This is a genomic window from Streptomyces sp. NPDC002790 (assembly GCF_040295505.1).
In the GTDB taxonomy this organism is placed as follows: domain Bacteria; phylum Actinomycetota; class Actinomycetes; order Streptomycetales; family Streptomycetaceae; genus Streptomyces.
The window spans coordinates 23,626-39,913 of the sequence record NZ_JBEOVM010000032.1 but is presented as its reverse complement, the minus strand read 5'-3'; the positions used below and the strand labels follow the sequence as shown (position 1 = coordinate 39,913).

General features: G+C 70.7%; 10 protein-coding genes. 5 read left to right on the top strand and 5 right to left on the bottom strand.

Features of this window, described 5'->3' with window-relative positions; translation table 11 throughout:
• Positions 1 to 3: 3 nt before the first annotated feature.
• Positions 4 to 2,601 (top strand): ATP-dependent helicase HrpB, encoded by a 2,598-nt coding sequence (gene hrpB / locus ABT004_RS17145; RefSeq protein ID WP_351337129.1) that lies wholly within the window; start codon positions 4 to 6, stop codon positions 2,599 to 2,601.
• Here the strand turns inward: hrpB and pgfA are convergent.
• The 3 genes from pgfA to ABT004_RS17130 form a co-directional block, all read right to left on the bottom strand.
• A complete protein-coding gene (gene pgfA / locus ABT004_RS17140; protein ID WP_351337126.1) occupies positions 2,591 to 3,595 on the bottom strand; it encodes a cell envelope lipid trafficking protein PgfA in 1,005 nt (334 codons plus the stop codon). The two genes, hrpB and pgfA, sit on opposite strands and share 11 nt — an antisense overlap.
• 39 nt (positions 3,596 to 3,634) lie before the next feature.
• Positions 3,635 to 3,769, bottom strand: a complete 135-nt coding sequence (locus ABT004_RS17135; protein ID WP_266720761.1) for an SPW_0924 family protein — start codon at positions 3,767 to 3,769, stop codon at positions 3,635 to 3,637.
• A gap of 170 nt (positions 3,770 to 3,939) precedes the next feature.
• The gene (locus tag ABT004_RS17130) at positions 3,940 to 5,661 is read right to left on the bottom strand and encodes a lytic transglycosylase domain-containing protein (protein WP_351337123.1); all 1,722 of its coding nucleotides are present in this window, start codon (positions 5,659 to 5,661) and stop codon (positions 3,940 to 3,942) included.
• Between the two features lie 181 nt (positions 5,662 to 5,842).
• Between ABT004_RS17130 and ABT004_RS17125 the strand changes: the two genes are divergently transcribed.
• Entirely contained in the window at positions 5,843 to 6,709 is an 867-nt protein-coding gene (locus ABT004_RS17125) for a DUF4184 family protein (protein WP_351337120.1), read from the top strand.
• Between the two features lie 88 nt (positions 6,710 to 6,797).
• Here ABT004_RS17125 and polA read toward each other — a convergent pair whose 3' ends face one another.
• On the bottom strand, positions 6,798 to 9,467 hold the full coding sequence (gene polA, locus ABT004_RS17120) for a DNA polymerase I (protein ID WP_351337213.1): 2,670 nt from the start codon (positions 9,465 to 9,467) through the stop codon (positions 6,798 to 6,800).
• Positions 9,468 to 9,717: 250 nt separating this feature from the next.
• Here polA and ABT004_RS17115 point away from each other — a divergent pair, with 250 nt between their 5' ends.
• Positions 9,718 to 11,997, top strand: a complete 2,280-nt coding sequence (locus ABT004_RS17115; protein WP_351337118.1) for an FdhF/YdeP family oxidoreductase — start codon at positions 9,718 to 9,720, stop codon at positions 11,995 to 11,997.
• Between the two features lie 71 nt (positions 11,998 to 12,068).
• Positions 12,069 to 12,539, top strand: coding sequence for a PaaI family thioesterase (locus ABT004_RS17110; protein ID WP_351337115.1), 471 nt, complete (start codon positions 12,069 to 12,071; stop codon positions 12,537 to 12,539).
• A gap of 18 nt (positions 12,540 to 12,557) precedes the next feature.
• On the opposite strand, the gene ABT004_RS17105 is transcribed toward ABT004_RS17110, so the two are convergent.
• Complete coding sequence (locus tag ABT004_RS17105) at positions 12,558 to 14,486, bottom strand: Xaa-Pro dipeptidyl-peptidase (protein ID WP_351337112.1); 1,929 nt, start codon at positions 14,484 to 14,486, stop codon at positions 12,558 to 12,560.
• Positions 14,487 to 15,002: 516 nt separating this feature from the next.
• Between ABT004_RS17105 and ABT004_RS17100 the strand changes: the two genes are divergently transcribed.
• A complete protein-coding gene (locus tag ABT004_RS17100; RefSeq protein ID WP_351337109.1) occupies positions 15,003 to 16,241 on the top strand; it encodes a branched-chain amino acid ABC transporter substrate-binding protein in 1,239 nt (412 codons plus the stop codon).
• The last annotated feature ends 47 nt before the right edge of the window (positions 16,242 to 16,288 follow it).

Below are 16,288 nucleotides of genomic sequence, written 5' to 3'. Positions count from 1 at the left end.
GGGGTGACCTCACCCCCTTCTTCTGTACGTGACGACGCGCTGCGAGCCCTGCCCGTACGTTCCGCGCTGCCCGCGCTGCGCTCCGCGCTCGACGGTGCCGGGGCCGCGGTGCTCGTGGCGCCGCCCGGCACCGGCAAGACGACGCTCGTGCCGCTCGTCCTCGCCGGGCTGCTCGACGAGGACGCTCCCGTACGCCGTGTGGTGGTCGCCGAGCCGCGGCGGATCGCGGCCCGTGCGGCGGCCAGGCGGATGGCGTGGCTGCTCGGCGAGAAGGTCGGGGAGCGGGTCGGGTACACGGTGCGCGGCGAGCGCGTCGTCGGGCCGCGTACGTGCGTCGAGGTGGTCACGACGGGTGTGCTGCTGCAACGGCTGCAGCGGGACCAGGAGCTCCGCGGTGTCGACGCCGTGATGCTCGACGAGGTGCACGAGCGGCACCTGGACGCGGACACCGTGGCCGCCTTCCTGTGGGACGTACGCGAGGCGCTGCGGCCGGAGCTGAAGCTGGTCGCGGCGTCCGCGACGACGGACGCCGCGGGGTGGGCGTCGCTGCTCGGGGACGCTCCGGTCGTGGAGGCCGAGGGCGTCTCGTACCCGGTGGACGTGGTGTGGGCGCCGCCCGCGCGTCCGGTGCGGCCGCCGCACGGGATGCGGGTGGATCCGGCGCTGCTCACGCATGTGGCGTCCGTGGTGCGCCGCGCGCTCGCCGAGCGGGACGGGGACGTGTTGTGCTTTCTGCCGGGCGTCGGGGAGATCGCGCGCGTGGCCGGGCAGTTGGGGGGACTGGGCTCGGATGTGGATGTGTTGCAGGTGCACGGGCGGGCGCCGGCCGCCGTGCAGGACGCGGTGCTCTCGGCGGGTGCGCGGCGGCGGGTCGTGCTGGCCACGGCCGTCGCCGAGTCGTCGTTGACCGTGCCGGGGGTGCGGGCCGTCGTGGACGCGGGGCTGGCGCGGGAGCCGCGGGTGGACCACGCGCGCGGGTTGAGCGCGCTGACGACCGTACGGGCTTCCCGGGCGACCGGGACGCAGCGGGCGGGCCGGGCCGGGCGTGAGGCGCCGGGTGTGGTGTACCGGTGCTGGGACGAGGCGGAGGACGGGCGGCTGCCCAGGTTCCCCTCGCCCGAGATCAAGGTGGCGGACCTGACGGCGTTCGCTCTGCAAGTGGCGTGCTGGGGCGACCCGGACGCGTCCGGTCTTGCGCTGCTCGACGCGCCTCCGGCCGGGGCGATGGCGGCGGCCCGGTCCGTGCTGTCCGCGGTCGGCGCGGTGGAGGAGGACACGGGGCGGGCCACCGGGCGTGGTGCGCGGCTCGCGCGGCTCGGGCTGCATCCGCGGCTCGGGCGTGCGCTTGTGGATGCGGCTCCGGTGGTGGGCGCCAAGCGGGCGGCGGAGGTGGTGGCGCTGCTGAGCGAGGAGCCGCCGAGGGCCTACGGCGATGATCTGGGCGGGGCGTTGCGCTCGGCTCGGCGTGGGGGTGATGCGTATGCCTCGCGGTGGGGCGCTGAAGTTCGGCGGCTGTCCGGTCTCGTGGGTGGTTCCGCGCCTGCGGCGCGGGGAGTGACCCTCCCAGCCACCCGAAGCGCCGCAACGGATGGCCCGCGTGGCGGCCCCGGGGTGGGCGCGGCCGGCGGGGATGATCGCGCTGCCGGGGTCGTCGCCGCGCTCGCCTTCCCCGAGCGCGTTGCCCGGCGCAGTGGTGGGTCGCTGCTCATGGTGTCCGGCACCCGCGCCGACGTTCCCGACGGCTCCGCGCTGCGGGACGCCGAGTGGGTCGCCGTCGCCGTCGCCGACCGGCCCGTGGGGGCCGGGCACGCGCGCGTGCGGCTCGGCGCGGCCGTGGACGAGGAGGCCGCCCGGCGGGCCGCCGCGTCACTGTTCGGCGAAGGCGATGAAGTGGCCTGGGCGGACGGCGAGTTGGTGGCCCGGCACGTCACCCGGCTCGGCGCCGTCGAACTCGCCGTACGCCCGCTCAAGAACCCCGCCCCCGGCCTCGTACGGGACGCCCTGCTCGAAGGGCTGCGGCGCGAGGGGCTCGGGCTGCTGCGGTGGAGCAAGGACGCCGTGGCGCTGCGGGAGCGGCTTGCGTTTCTGCGGCGGCATGTCGGGGAGCCGTGGCCGGACGTGAGTGATGATGCGCTGCACGCGCGCGTGGACGAGTGGCTGGAGCCCGAGCTGAGCGCGGCGCGGCGCCGGGCGGACCTCGGGCGGATCGACGCCGGGGAGGCGCTGCGGCGGCTGCTGCCGTGGGCGGGCGGCCACGCGGCGCGTCTGGCCGAGCTGGCGCCGGAGCGGCTGGAGGTGCCCAGCGGGTCGCGGGTGCGGCTCGACTACTCCGATCCGCAGCAGCCGGTGCTCGCGGTGAAGTTGCAGGAGATGTTCGGGCTGCGGGAGACGCCGCGGGTGGCCGGGGTCCCGGTGCTCGTGCATCTGCTGTCGCCCGCGGGGCGGCCCGCCGCCGTCACCGCGGACCTCGCCTCGTTCTGGGGCGACGGCTACCGCTCCGTACGGGCCGATCTGCGCGGCCGCTACCCCAAGCACCCGTGGCCCGAGGACCCGGCGGCGGCCGAGCCCACGCGGCACACGAACGCCCGTCTCAGACGCTGACCGGGTCGGGCTCCGGCTCGGCCACCGGCGTCTCCTCCGGCTCGCCGGGGCGCCGGCTGCGCGCCTCCAGCCACAGCGAGAGCGCGAGCAGCAGCCCGCCGAGGATCAGGAAGCCCCACGGCAGGTAGGAGGTGAGGAGAAGGACCAGGACACGCTGGGACTTGACCAGGTCGACCGTCGACTCGATGAAGTCGGGGCGCATCTTCACGTCGCCCGCGAACGCGGTGACCTTCTTGTCCGGGTCCCCGGCGAGCAGGGTGCCGCCCCGCATCTCTTCCTTGTGCTGCTCCTCGCCGTAGACGGGCGCGCCGGTGGTCGGGTCGACCAGGAAGGTGCGCACCGTCGAGTAGTACATCTTGGTGCCGGTCTTGGCGACGGACTCCGGCGTGATGCCCTTCACGGGCAGCGTGTTGGGGAACGGAACCTTCGTCCATGGAATGGTCTGCTCGAAGCGGTAGACCTCCAGGCCGTGGAAGTTCTCGGTGCCCTTGTAGTGGATGGGGCGGGTGACGCGGGCACGCGCGTCGAAGTACTCGTAGCCGCGCCGCTCCGTCAGGAAGGGCCACTTGAACTCGATGCCCTCACGCTTGACCGGGTCGCCGTCGACGGATTCGCTCTTGGCGTGCACGGGCGCCGAACTGTGGGCGTCGAAGATGTAGCGCTCGGGGATCTCGGTGACCATCTTGCCGTCGGGCCCCACGCCGTAGGTCAGGCCGTCCCAGACGACGACATCGCGCCCGGCGGTCTTCTCCACCTCGTTCGACGCTTCGACGTTGCCCTTCAGCGTCTGGACGATGCTGAGCTTGGGGATCTTCTTCTCCTTCATGGTCCCGTAGTCGATCAGTGTCGCGTTCTTCGCCTCCAGAACCATCGTCTGGTACTGGCTCGGCGGGATCTTCGCCAGGCGCGGGAACGCGTACCAGCGCATCAGCGGGGACATCGCCGTGAAGAAGACGGCGAAGGCTAGCAGGATCAGGCTGGCCTTGCGGCGCATCGCTGCGGCCCTCCTCAGCTACGGGCGTGGCACGGGCTTTTACGGGTGTTTGGGCACTGAGTGCAGCAGCGGTTTCGGGGACGTCTCGCCCGGCGGGGCACCGACCGCGGTCATGGTGAGGACCAGGGCGAGCGCCGCGGCGAGACCGATGGCCGCGGCGACGAGAGCACGCATGTCCGACCTCCCTGCAGCCTTGCGGCACACGGAATCTGATGAGGCGTCAGGCCTCTGGGTCGGTGCACCGTAGCAACGCGGAGCGGGAATGAGAACACGTTGTACGGGACGTAGTTGAGCCCCCGACCACGTCCGGGTCGGGGGCTCAACTACGCGGTGCGCGGGGCGTGTTACGAGGCGGCTGCCTCGGTCACCTTCAGCTCCACCGTGAGCGTCGCGCCGCCCGTGGTGGTGACGCGCAGCAGGAACGTGCCGCTCGTGTCGTCCGCGTACAGCTTCGGCAGCGTGAGGTGCCCTTCGGCGTCGGCCTCGAGGCCCTTGAGGGTGCGGAGCGTCTTGCCGTCCACGTCCTTGAAGTAGGGACCCTTGTCCGCCTCGGTCGCGTCGTCCTTGGACGTGACGAGGGTCGCGGTCGCGGCGACCTTGTCGGCCGCGGCGCCCTTGTACGTGGCCTTCAGCTCGACGGCCTTGTCGAAGGTGCCGCCGGCCTCGCAGGTCAGCGCGTCGTCGCCGACGCGTTCCAGCTTGTCGGCGCGCGCGGTGACCGTCGCCGTGTGGTCGAGGCCGGCCACATTGCGACCGACGACGGTGGCGCGGACCGTGAACTGGCCGGTCTCCTTCCCCGCCTTGAACGCGGGCGCGGTGGCCACGCCGGAGCTGTTCGTGGTGACGGTGGCGCTGGTGGCGCCGCCGGTGAACGTGGCGTCCGTGGCGCCGACGATCGCGAAGCGGATCTTCGCGGAGCCGACGGCGGAGCCCGCCGCGTTCTTCGCCTTCACCTTGACCCGCTCGCTGAAGGAGTCGTCCTGGAGGGCGGCGAGGCTGCCGGTGCCCGCGTCGGAGAGCTTGGTGACGGACTCGGTGGGCGTGGGGGTGGGGGTGGGCGTGGGGGGCGTGGTGGGCGGCGAGGTGGTGCCGCCCCCACCGGGGCTGGTCGAACCGCCGCCGGACGGGGTCTTGGGCGGGTTCTTGGACGGCGGCTTCGTGGTCGGCGAGTCCGACGAACCCCCGGAGTTCCGGTTCCGGTCGGTGGCGCTCGGCGACGCGCCCGCGCCACTGCCCGTGCCGCCGACGCTCGGGTGCTTGGGCAGCACGCCGGTGCCGTCGGGGACCGAGTGCGAGTTCTTGCGGTAGAACTCGAGCCACTTCAGGACGGTGGCGAGGTAGTCCGAGGAGTTGTTGTAGCTGAGGATCGCCTTGTTGAGGTCCGAGGCGTTCGACAGGTCGCGGTCGGCGCGGCACAGGTAGTGGCCCGCGGCGAGCGCGGCGTCGTAGATGTTGTTCGGGTCCTTCTTGCCGTCGCCGTTGCCGTCACGGCCCGCCCACTCCCAGGTGGAGGGGATGAACTGCATGGGGCCCACGGCGTGGTCATGGGTGGTGTCGCCGTCGTAGGAACCGCCGTCGGTGTCGGTGACCTTCGCGAACCCGTTGCCGTCGAGGGACGGGCCGAGGATCGGTTGGCCCTTCGTCGTGCCGTTGGCGTCGACGTCGCCGCCGCGGGCCTGGCCCGACTCGACCTTGCCGATCGCGGCGAGCAGCTGCCAGTCCAGATTGCAGCCGGGCTTGGTCGTGCCGAGCTCCGCGGCGGCCTTCTTGTACGCGTCGAGGACGGTCGCGGGTATGCCGGAGTCGTCGCCGCTCTTCCCGCCCGTGCCGGGCGTGGTCGGGTCGTCGGTGGGGCTGTCCAGCGGGGGCAGGTCGGTGTAGTAGTCCGGGCCCGTCGCCGAATCCGGCGGATTGTCGTCGGAGCGGTCCGCGGCGGAACTGCCGCCGTCCGCACGCGGCGGGCTCACCCCGGGTGCCTGGGACGCGGACAGGGCCGCCACCGCCGCGGCGGCGACCGCGGCCGTCATGACTCCTCTGCGCAGTCGCCTGCCGAATACCGCCGCCATGCCGCGAGCCCTCCCCTTGTCGCCTGTACCGACCCGCCTCGCTCCCCCAGCGCGCGGATCCAGCCGACCCTACGACAACTTCCGCCGCACAGACACCCGTTCGCGCCCGGTATTGAACGATTGCGCCGCTACGGATGCCGTACGCTTCCACGCTCGCACGTACGGGACAACAGGGGGACACGTGCCGTTCACCATCAGCCATGCCGCGGCGGTGCTGCCGTTCGTCCGGCGGGACGGTTCGGGGCGTGGGCCGCTCGTCCCCGCGCTGCTCGCCGCCGGGTCGTTCGCGCCCGACCTCACGTATTACGCGGCGGGGGCGGTGCCGGGGGCCATGGAATTCGGCGCGTTCACGCACTCGTTCACGGGCGTGTTCACCGTGGACGTCGGGCTCGCGCTCACGCTGGTGGCTCTGTGGCGGCTGATCCGGGAGCCGGTGCTCGGGCTCGTACCGGGGCGGCTGCGGGGGCGGCTGGGCGCCGTGGTCCGGCCACGGCCCCGTACCGGATGGTGGCCGCTGTGGTGGTACGTCTCCGCGTCGCTCGGCGCCACGACCCACGTGGTGTGGGACGCCTTCACGCACCCGGACCGCTGGGGGGCACGCCTCTTCCCCGCCCTCGCCGACACGTTCGCCGGCTCCCCGCTCTACTGGTGGGTCCAGTACGCCGGTTCGGCCGTGGCACTCGCGGTGCTGGCCGCGTTCGCGTGGTGGTCGGTCCGGTCCGCCGAGCCGGCACCGGCACCCCCCGCAGGGAATCGGTGGCTCGCGTGGACCCTGATCGCGGGCTGCGCGTGCGCGGCCGGCGCGCTGCGGGTGACGCGCTGGCTGTCGTACGTGAACGGGGCGGAACTCCCCTGGAGACCATGGGAAATCATCCCAACCCTGTGCTTCGGCGCGGGGGCGGGCGTGGGCGTGGGCGTGGTGCTGTACGCACTGGTGACCCGCCTCAGGCCACGCCGCCAAACGCCCGCACAGCAGGCCCCATCGACGAGTGCGGCCACATCAAGCCCCGTCGACGAGTGCGGCCACATCAAGCCCCCGCCCTTGTGACGAGAGCCCGCGGGGTCCGGGGCGGAGCCCCGTGACGTAGGCCCGGCGCAGGCCGCGACAACGCGACCCACACCCGGCCGACCAGGCCCTAGTGGGCCGCGGACTCCCAATCCGCCCCCAGCCCCACCGACACATCCAGCGGCGCGCGGAGCGCAACCGCCCCGGCCATCTCCCGCCGCACCAACTCCTCCGCCGCGGCGGCCTCCCCCGGAGCGATCTCCAGCACAACTTCATCGTGCACCTGGAGCAACATCCGCGACTGGAGCCCCGCCTCCATAAGCGCCTTGTCGACATTCAGCATCGCGATCTTCACGATGTCGGCCGCCGTGCCCTGGATCGGCGCGTTGAGCGCCATCCGCTCGGCCATCTCGCGACGCTGCCGGTTGTCCGAGTTCAGGTCGGGCAGGTAGCGGCGCCGCCCCAGCATCGTCTCGGTGTACCCGGTGGCACGCGCCTCGTCGACGGCCCGCCGCAGGTAGTCCCGCACCCCGCCGAACCGCTCGAAGTACGTGTCCATGAGGCCGCGCGCCTCGCCCGGGTCAATGCCCAACTGACCCGACAGACCGAACGCGGACAACCCGTACGCGAGCCCGTACGACATCGCCTTGATCTTGCGGCGCATCTCCGCGTCGACCGCGTCCCGCTCCACTGAGAAGACCTGCGAGGCCACCGTGGTGTGCAGGTCCTCGCCGGAGTTGAACGCCTCCAGGAGGCCCTCGTCCTCCGACAGGTGCGCCATGACGCGCAGTTCGATCTGGCTGTAGTCGGCCGTCATCAGCGACTCGTAGCCGTCACCCACCACGAACCCGCGCCGAATGGCGCGACCCTCGTCCGTGCGGACCGGAATGTTCTGCAGGTTCGGGTCCGTCGACGACAGGCGGCCGGTCGCCGCCACCGTCTGGTTGAACGTGGTGTGGATGCGGCCGTCCGCCGCGATCGTCTTGATCAGGCCCTCGACGGTGACGCGGAGCTTGGCCTGCTCACGGTGGCGCAGCATGATCACGGGCAGTTCGTGGTCGGTCTGCGTGGCCAGCCAGGCGAGCGCGTCGGCGTCCGTCGTGTAACCGGTCTTGGTCTTCTTCGTCTTCGGAAGGTCGAGTTCCTCGAAGAAGACGGCCTGGAGCTGCTTCGGGGAGCCGAGGTTGAACTCGTGGCCCACCGCGTCGTGCGCCTCCTTCACCGCCTGCTGCACGGCGCCCGCGAACATCTGCTCCATCGACTCCAGGTGCGCGCGGTCGGCGGCGATGCCGTGCCGCTCCAGGCGGGCGAGGAGCGTGGACGTGGGCAGCTCGATGTCGGTGAGCAGATCGGCCGCGCCGACCTCCTTCAGGCGCGTACCGAACGCCTCGCCCAGGTCGAGGATCGCGCGGGCCTGCACCATGAGCGCGTCGGCCTCGGCCTGGTCGTCCTCGTCGGTACCGAACGCGAGTTGACCGTCGGCCGCGCCGGCCGGGGCCAGCTCGCGGCCCAGGTACTCCAGGGACAGCGCATCGAGCGCGAAGGAGCGGCGGCCCGGCTTGACCAGGTACGCGGCGAGCGCCGTGTCCATGGTGATGCCGTCGACACTCCAGCCGTGCTCGGCGAAGACCCGCATCACGCTCTTCGCGTTGTGCAGCACCTTCGGCTTCTTCGCGTCGGCGGCCCACGTGGCGAAGGCCTTCTCGTCGGCCTCGTCGAGCGTCGACGGATCGAACCAGGCGGCCTCTCCCCCGGCGGCGGCCAGCGCGACCTCGGTGACCGAGCCCGTACCGAGCGACCAGGTGTCGACGGTCGCCATACCGAGGACCGCCTTGCCGTGCTCGGCCAGCCACGGAGCGACCTCGCCCGTCGCGAGCACCGTGCCGTCCAGCTCGACGCCCGGCTCCGCCGGGGTCTCCTCGGCCTCCTCCGCCCCCGGGTCGACGGCGAACAGGCGCTCGCGCAGCGACGGGTTACGGATCTCCAGCGTGTCCAGGATCATCGCGATCGCCGTACGGTCGTACGCCTCGCGGCCCAGGTCTGTGACGGTCTTCGGCAGCTCGACGTCACGGACCATCTCGGTCAGGCGCCGGTTCAGCTTCACGGCCTCGATGTGGTCCCGGAAGTTCTGCCCCGCCTTGCCCTTGACCTCCTCGGCGCGCTCGACCAACTCCGCGAACGAACCGAACTGGTTGATCCACTTAGCGGCCGTCTTCTCACCGACTCCGGGGATGCCCGGCAGGTTGTCCGACGGGTCGCCGCGCAGCGCCGCGAAGTCCGGGTACTGGGCCGGGGTCAGCCCGTACTTCTCCTCGACCTTCTCCGGCGTGAAGCGGGTGAGCTCGGAGACGCCCTTGGTGGGGTACAGCACCGTCACGTTCTCCGAGACCAGCTGGAACGAGTCCCGGTCGCCGGTGACGATGAGGACCTCGAAGCCCGCGGTCTCGGCCTGCGTGGCGAGCGTGGCGATGACGTCGTCGGCCTCGAAGCCGTCCACCGCGAAGCGCGGCGTGTGCATCGCGTCGAGCAGCTCGCCGATCAGCTCGACCTGTCCCTTGAACTCGTCCGGCGTCTTCGAGCGGTTCGCCTTGTACTCGGTGAACTCCTCGGAGCGCCACGTCTTGCGGGACACGTCGAACGCCACCGCGAAGTGCGTCGGCTCCTCGTCGCGCAGCGTGTTCGCCAGCATCGACGCGAAACCGTAGATCGCGTTCGTCGGCTGACCCGTCGCCGTCGTGAAGTTCTCCGCGGGCAGCGCGAAGAACGCCCGGTACGCCAGCGAGTGCCCGTCCATGAGCATCAGGCGGGGGCGCCCGCCCGAGCTGCTGTCTGCTGCCTTCGCCACCGGTGCCACCGTCTTCTGCGTCGTCTTCGCTGCTGCTTTCTCTGCCACGCCCACGATCCTGCCACGCCCCACTGACAGCGCGGCCCACCCCGGACCGGCACGGGCGTTGTCACACCCCCGTGCGAAGATCGGAGACATAGCTCACAACAGTGCAACCAGCACGGCATCGCAGCACCGCAGGACCTGCTCAAAGGGGAGCCGAACCATGGCAAGCAAGCCGCCCGCATCCGACCCGGTACAGGACGCGCCGCAGGTAGCGGCGCGGCAGCACCATGCCGCCGGGCTCCCCGCCGTGAAGCACTCGCTCAAGATGGCCCGCGAGCAGATGGGCGTGAAGCGGACGGCGCTGACGCTGCTGCGCGTCAACCAGAAGGACGGCTTCGACTGCCCGGGCTGCGCCTGGCCCGAGCCGGAGCACCGGCACGCGGCGGAGTTCTGTGAGAACGGGGCGAAGGCGGTCGCCGAGGAGGCCACCCTGCGCCGGGTGACGCCCGAGTTCTTCGCCGCGCACCCGGTCGCGGACCTCGCGACGCGCTCCGGTTACTGGCTGGGCCAGCAGGGCCGGCTCACCCACCCCATGCTTCTGGATGAGAGCGGCACCCACTACGAGCCCGTCAGCTGGGAGCGTGCCTTCGATCTGATCGCGGACGAACTGACCGCGCTCGACTCCCCCGACGAGTCCGTCTTCTACACGTCGGGGCGCACCAGCAACGAGGCGGCGTTCCTCTACCAGCTGTTCGCCCGCGAGTTCGGCACGAACAATCTGCCCGACTGTTCGAACATGTGCCACGAGTCGTCCGGCTCCGCGCTCACGGAGACCATCGGTGTCGGCAAGGGCAGCGTCCTCCTGGAGGACCTCTACAAGTCGGACCTGATCATCGTCGCCGGGCAGAACCCGGGCACGAACCATCCGCGCATGCTCTCCGCCCTGGAGAAGGCGAAGGCGGGCGGCGCGAAGATCATCTCCATCAACCCGCTGCCGGAGGCGGGCCTGGAGAAGTTCAAGAACCCGCAGACGCCGAAGGGCCTCACCAAGGGCGCGGCGCTCAACGACCTGTTCCTGCAGATCCGGCTCGGCGGCGACCAGGCCCTCTTCCGCCTCCTCAACAAGCTGATCCTCGGCACAGAGGGCGCCATCGACGACGCCTTCATCGCCGAGCACACGCACGGCTACGAGGAGTTCACCGAGGCCGCCCGCGCCGCCGACTGGGACGAGACCCTCGCGGCGACCGGCCTGTCCCGCGCCGACATCGAGCGCACCCTGGAGATGGTCCTCGCCTCCAAGCGCACCGTCGTGTGCTGGGCCATGGGCCTCACCCAGCACAAGCACTCCGTGCCGACGATCCGCGAAGTGGTCAACTTCCTGCTGCTGCGCGGCAACATCGGACGGCCCGGCGCCGGCGTGTGCCCCGTGCGCGGCCACTCGAACGTGCAGGGCGACCGCACCATGGGCATCTTCGAGCGCCCCGCCCCCGCGTTCCTCGACGCCCTGGAGAAGGAGTTCGGCTTCGCCCCGCCGCGCGAGCACGGCTTCGACGTCGTGCGCGCCATCCGCGCCCTGCGCGACGGGCAGGCCAAGGTCTTCTTCGCCATGGGCGGCAACTTCGTGGCGGCGTCCCCCGACACCGAGGTCACCGAGTCGGCGATGCGCCGCGCCCGCCTCACCGTGCACGTCTCCACGAAGCTGAACCGCTCGCACACCGTCACCGGCGCCCGCGCCCTGATCCTGCCCACCCTCGGCCGCACCGAGCGCGACCTCCAGGGCAGTGGCGAGCAGTTCGTGACCGTCGAGGACTCCATGGGCATGGTGCACGCCTCCCGCGGCCGCCTCGACCCGGCGAGCCGGCACCTGCTGTCCGAGCCGGCCATCGTCGCCCGCCTCGCCCGCCGCGTTCTGGGCGCCGAATCGACCACGTCCTGGGAGGAGTTCGAGAAGGACTACGCGACGATCCGCGACCGCATCGGACACGTCGTCCCCGGCTTCGAGGACTTCAACGCGCGCGTGGCGGATCCGAGCGGCTTCGCGCTCCCTCACGCGCCGCGCGACGAGCGCCGCTTCCCCACCACCACCGGCAAGGCCAACTTCACGGCCGCGCCCGTCGAGTACCCGCGCGTGCCCGAGGGCCGCCTCCTCCTGCAGACGCTGCGCTCGCACGACCAGTACAACACCACGATCTACGGCCTGGACGACCGCTACCGCGGCATCAGCAACGGCCGCCGCGTCGTCCTCGTCAACGCGGACGACGCGCGCGACCTCGACCTCGCCGAGGGCTCCTACGTAGACCTCGTCAGCGAGTGGACGGACGGCGTGGAGCGGCGCGCGCCCGGCTTCCGTGTCGTGCACTATCCGACGGCCCGCGGCTGCGCGGCCGCCTACTACCCGGAGACGAACGTGCTGGTGCCGCTGGACGCCACCGCGGACACCAGCAACACACCCGCCAGCAAGTCCGTCGTGGTCCGCCTGGAACAATCCAGGACCGACTGAGCGTTTGCTCAGCCACGTGGCCGCCTCGAGCCACGTACCCCCGCAAGACACGACGAACGGAGCCGGGCGCCATGGGCGAGCAGAACCACACGCAGTTCCCGCAAGAGGTCATCGACGAGTACACGGCGCTCGGCATCGACCTCATCGCCCTGTTCTCCGCCGGCCACCTCGGCACCCGCATGGGCATCGAGGTCAAGGAGGCCTCGGCCGAGCGCGTCGTCGGCACCATGCCCGTCGAGGGCAACACCCAGCCCTACGGGCTGCTGCACGGCGGCGCCTCCGCCGTCCTCGCCGAAACCCTCGGCTCCGTCGGCGCGATGCTGCACGGCGGCAGCGGCAAGATCGCCGTCGGCGTCGACCTGAACTGCACGCACCACCGCGGCGCCCGCTCCGGCCTCGTCACCGGCGTCGCCACACCGCTGCACCGCGGCCGCTCCACGGCGACGTACGAGGTCGTCATCACCGACGAGCAGGACAGGCGGGTCTGCTCGGCCCGCCTGACCTGCATGCTCAAGGACGCCCCGGACGCGCCCACCGCATAGTGGAGGACGGCTCGGCGCCTACTTCTTGGATGTGGACGCCACCGGCAGCGTCACCGAACTGTCCCCGGCGCGCACGGTCATCCGCGTGCCCGCCGGATAGCGCAGCGTGTAGTCGTAGTCGGTGGAGATCAGGACGACGCCGAGCCGGTACCCGGCCTTGAAGACGTAGTCCTCGGGCTGCATGTCCCACTTCAGCCGGTATTCGCGGCCCTCCACGACCTTGGACTGGCGCTCGTACGACGTCCGGTTTCGGGCGTCCAGCCAGCCCCGCGTCACGATCTTGTAGTCGGCGGTCTCCGTGCGGTGCTTCGTGCGGTACGCGCAGCCCGTCTCCCCGGCGAGACCCGGCACGCCCTCGCCGTAACAGACCTGCTGCGACGTGTCGGTGACCGTGCCCGACGTGGCCCGGGTGTCCCGCCCGTAGTCGACGAGCAGCGCCGTCACGTACGGCGACGTACCGGCCAGCGAGGCCCGCACATCGACCTCGGGCACACCGTTGAGCCGGACGTCCCTGTCCAGCGCCCCCGTCGTGTACGCGAGCCGGTTCGGGTTCGCGTCGTCCGGCGACGTGACGAGCTTCTCCGCGGCGACCGTGCGGCCCGCGTCGGTCAGCGACTGCACGCGCCTGGGGCCCGCCTTGCTCCCCAGCGTGCCGTCGGCCCGCATCCGCAGTGTCGTCGAGCGCGTACCGGCGGCCGGCCAGTCGCTCTGCTGCTTCCAACTGAAGTCGGCCTGCTCGACGTCGACCCGGGGCTCGGCGGTGACGCCGTTGCCGATCCCGTACAGATAGTGGTCGAACCAGTGGTGGACCTGACTCAGCCACTCCTCCATGCGCAGCGGCATCGGATTGGTGTGCCCGGCCTGGTGCAGCCACAGCTTGCGCGGCACATGGTTCTTCTTCAGCGCCTCCCACAACCGGCCGGCGTTCTTCGTCTTCACGTTCCAGTCATTGAGGCCGTGCACGACAAACGTCGCCGCCTTGATCCGGCCGGCGTCCTTCAGGTAGTCGCGCTCCTGCCAGTACGGCGACCAGTCACCGCTCACCCGGTCCTGATCACGCTCCAGCGCGTCGAGCACCGGCTTGCAGATCTCCCGGTCCGCCCGCGAATACACGTACTTGGCGAGCACGTCGGTGTCCTCGCCCTGGAACGTGCCGGGCGCCACCACACCGCCGTTCGCGCGGTAGTAGTCGTACCAGGAGGAGATCCCGGAGATCGGCACGATCGCCTTGAGGCCCTCGACTCCCGTACTGGCGACGGCGGTTGGCAGCGTGCCGTTGTACGAGATGCCCATCATGGCGGAGTCGCCGGTCGACCAGTCGGCGCGGACCGGGTTGCCGTCGGTGTCCCAGCCCTTCGCGCGGCCGTTCAGCCAGTCGATCGCGGCCTTCGCGCCCAGCGTCTCATTGCGGCCACCCGAGGTCGGACAGCCGGTGGAGCCGCCGGTACCGAGGCTGTCGACCTCGGCCACGGCATAACCGCGCGGCAGGAAGTAATTGTCGTAGTACCCGCCATACGCCACACCCGGACCCGCCAACCCGGCTTTACCGGGCTCCTGTTGGAACTTCCCACCCGACTCCGGAAGCCCGTCCCCGTCCAGGTCCACGACATGATTCGGGACATCGTTGCCACCCGCCCAGTACGGGCTCGCCTCGACGATCGTGGCAACCTTCAGACCCGCCGACTCCGTCTCCTTGGGCCGCAGAATCCGCATACGCACGGTGTCCCGCTCCCCATCACCGTCACTGTCGACCCCCGTGCGGACATCGACCTTCTGCGACACGGCGTCCGCGCGCGAGAAAACGGGCTGCGTCTCACGATCCTCGATCTTCAACTGCGCCTGCTCGGCCGCAGGTTGCACGGCATACGCGGACGGGGCGGCCACCGCCGCCACCAACGCACACACCAGGGACAGGCCCAAACGTCTCTTACCGGCGGATCTCACCATCGTGCCTCCAAGGGCGCGTTCAGGGAGCTCACTCACGGGACGGGAGGTGACATCAGGCATTCCACCGCGCCACGCCCCGCCCGACCAGAGGGCCTCACCAACTCCCCGTCCCCACACCGGCATTGACAAGGCTTCCTCAACTCACCACCCCGCACCGAACTCACACGCCGGTAACACTCGGTTACCTCTGCCGCAACGAAGCAATGAGAACGTCGCACCGCGTAGCCCTGTCGACACTCACGGGGCGTACCCGACCGTATCGATCTTGAGAACACCCCGTTCCACTACGGGACTTGAGGTGATCATGGTCCGCCCCGCCCGAGCGGCACGCCCGGCATAACAAGAACGTCACAGCCTCTCCCGCACCCACGCTCCACCCCGCCACCTGCGCTTATAGTCACGGCCAGTCACCGCGCCGCCGGGCGCTCCACTTGCACGGCCCCTGTACCACTCCGTACGGCCCGGCGAGACACACGGCCCCTGGACCAGGGGGCCGCGCCAGGGAGAGGAATGATCGTGCGACACCGTTCTTTGCTCATACTCACCGCCGTGCTCACCACCGGAGCACTCACACTCACCGCCTGCGGATCGCGCGACGACGACAAAAAGTCCAGCGGCGGCGGCAGCAAGACCACCGTGGTCATCGGGATGGACGCCCCCCTCAGCGGCGACCTCTCGGCCATCGGACTCGGCATCAAGAACTCCGTCCACCTGGCCGCGAAGATCGCCAACAAGAACAAGGAAGTACCCGGCGTCACCTTCAAGACCGAACCGCTCGACGACGTCTCCAACGCCTCCACCGGCGGACAGAACGCCACCAAACTCGTCGGCATGAAGGACGTCCTCGGCGTCGTAGGACCCCTCAACTCCAACGTCGCCCAGTCGATGCAGAAGACCTTCGACTCCGCCCACCTCGCCGTCATCTCACCGGCGAACACCAACCCGACGCTGACCCAGGGCACCAACTACCTGAAGACCAAACAGCGTCCCTTCGACAGCTACTTCCGCACCGCCACCACCGACGCACTCCAGGGCCCCTTCGCCGCCCAGTACGCCTACAACCAGCTCAAGCTGAAAAAGGTGTACGTCATCGACAACAAGCTCACCTACGGCGCAGGACTCGCCCAGACCTTCCGCGACGAATTCAAGAAGCTCGGCGGAAAGGTCGTCGCCAGCGACCACATCAACAAGGACGACCGCGACTTCGGCGCCATCTCCACCAAGGTCAAGAACTCCGGCGCCGACTTCGTCTACTTCGGCGGCGAATACCCCAACGGCGCCCCGCTCTCCAAGCAGATCAAGGACGCCGGCGCCAAGATCCCCGTCATCGGCGGCGACGCCCTGCAGAGCGCCGACTACGTCAAGCTCGCCGGCTCCGCGGCCAACGGCGACTTCGCCACCTCCGTCGGCGCCCCCGTCGCCAAGCTCGACACCGCCAAGAAGTTCATCGCCGACTACAAGGCCGCCGGCTACAAGGAGCCCTACGAGACCTACGGCGGCCTCTCCTACGACGCCGCCTGGGCCGTCATCCAAGCCGTCAAGTCCGTCGTCGCCAAGAACGACGGCAAGCTGCCCAGCGACTTCAACGAAGCCCGCAAGCAGATCACCGAAGCCACCCAGAAGGTCAGCTTCAACGGCGTGACCGGCCAGGTCTCCTTCGACAAGTACGGCGACACCACCAACAAGACGCTCACCGTCTACCAGGTCAAGAAGGGCCAGATCGTCCCCGTCAAGACCGGCGAGCTGGAGCAGTAGCACCCACGGGGGAGCCCGGCCCGACCCCGGCCACTCCCCCACCCGGC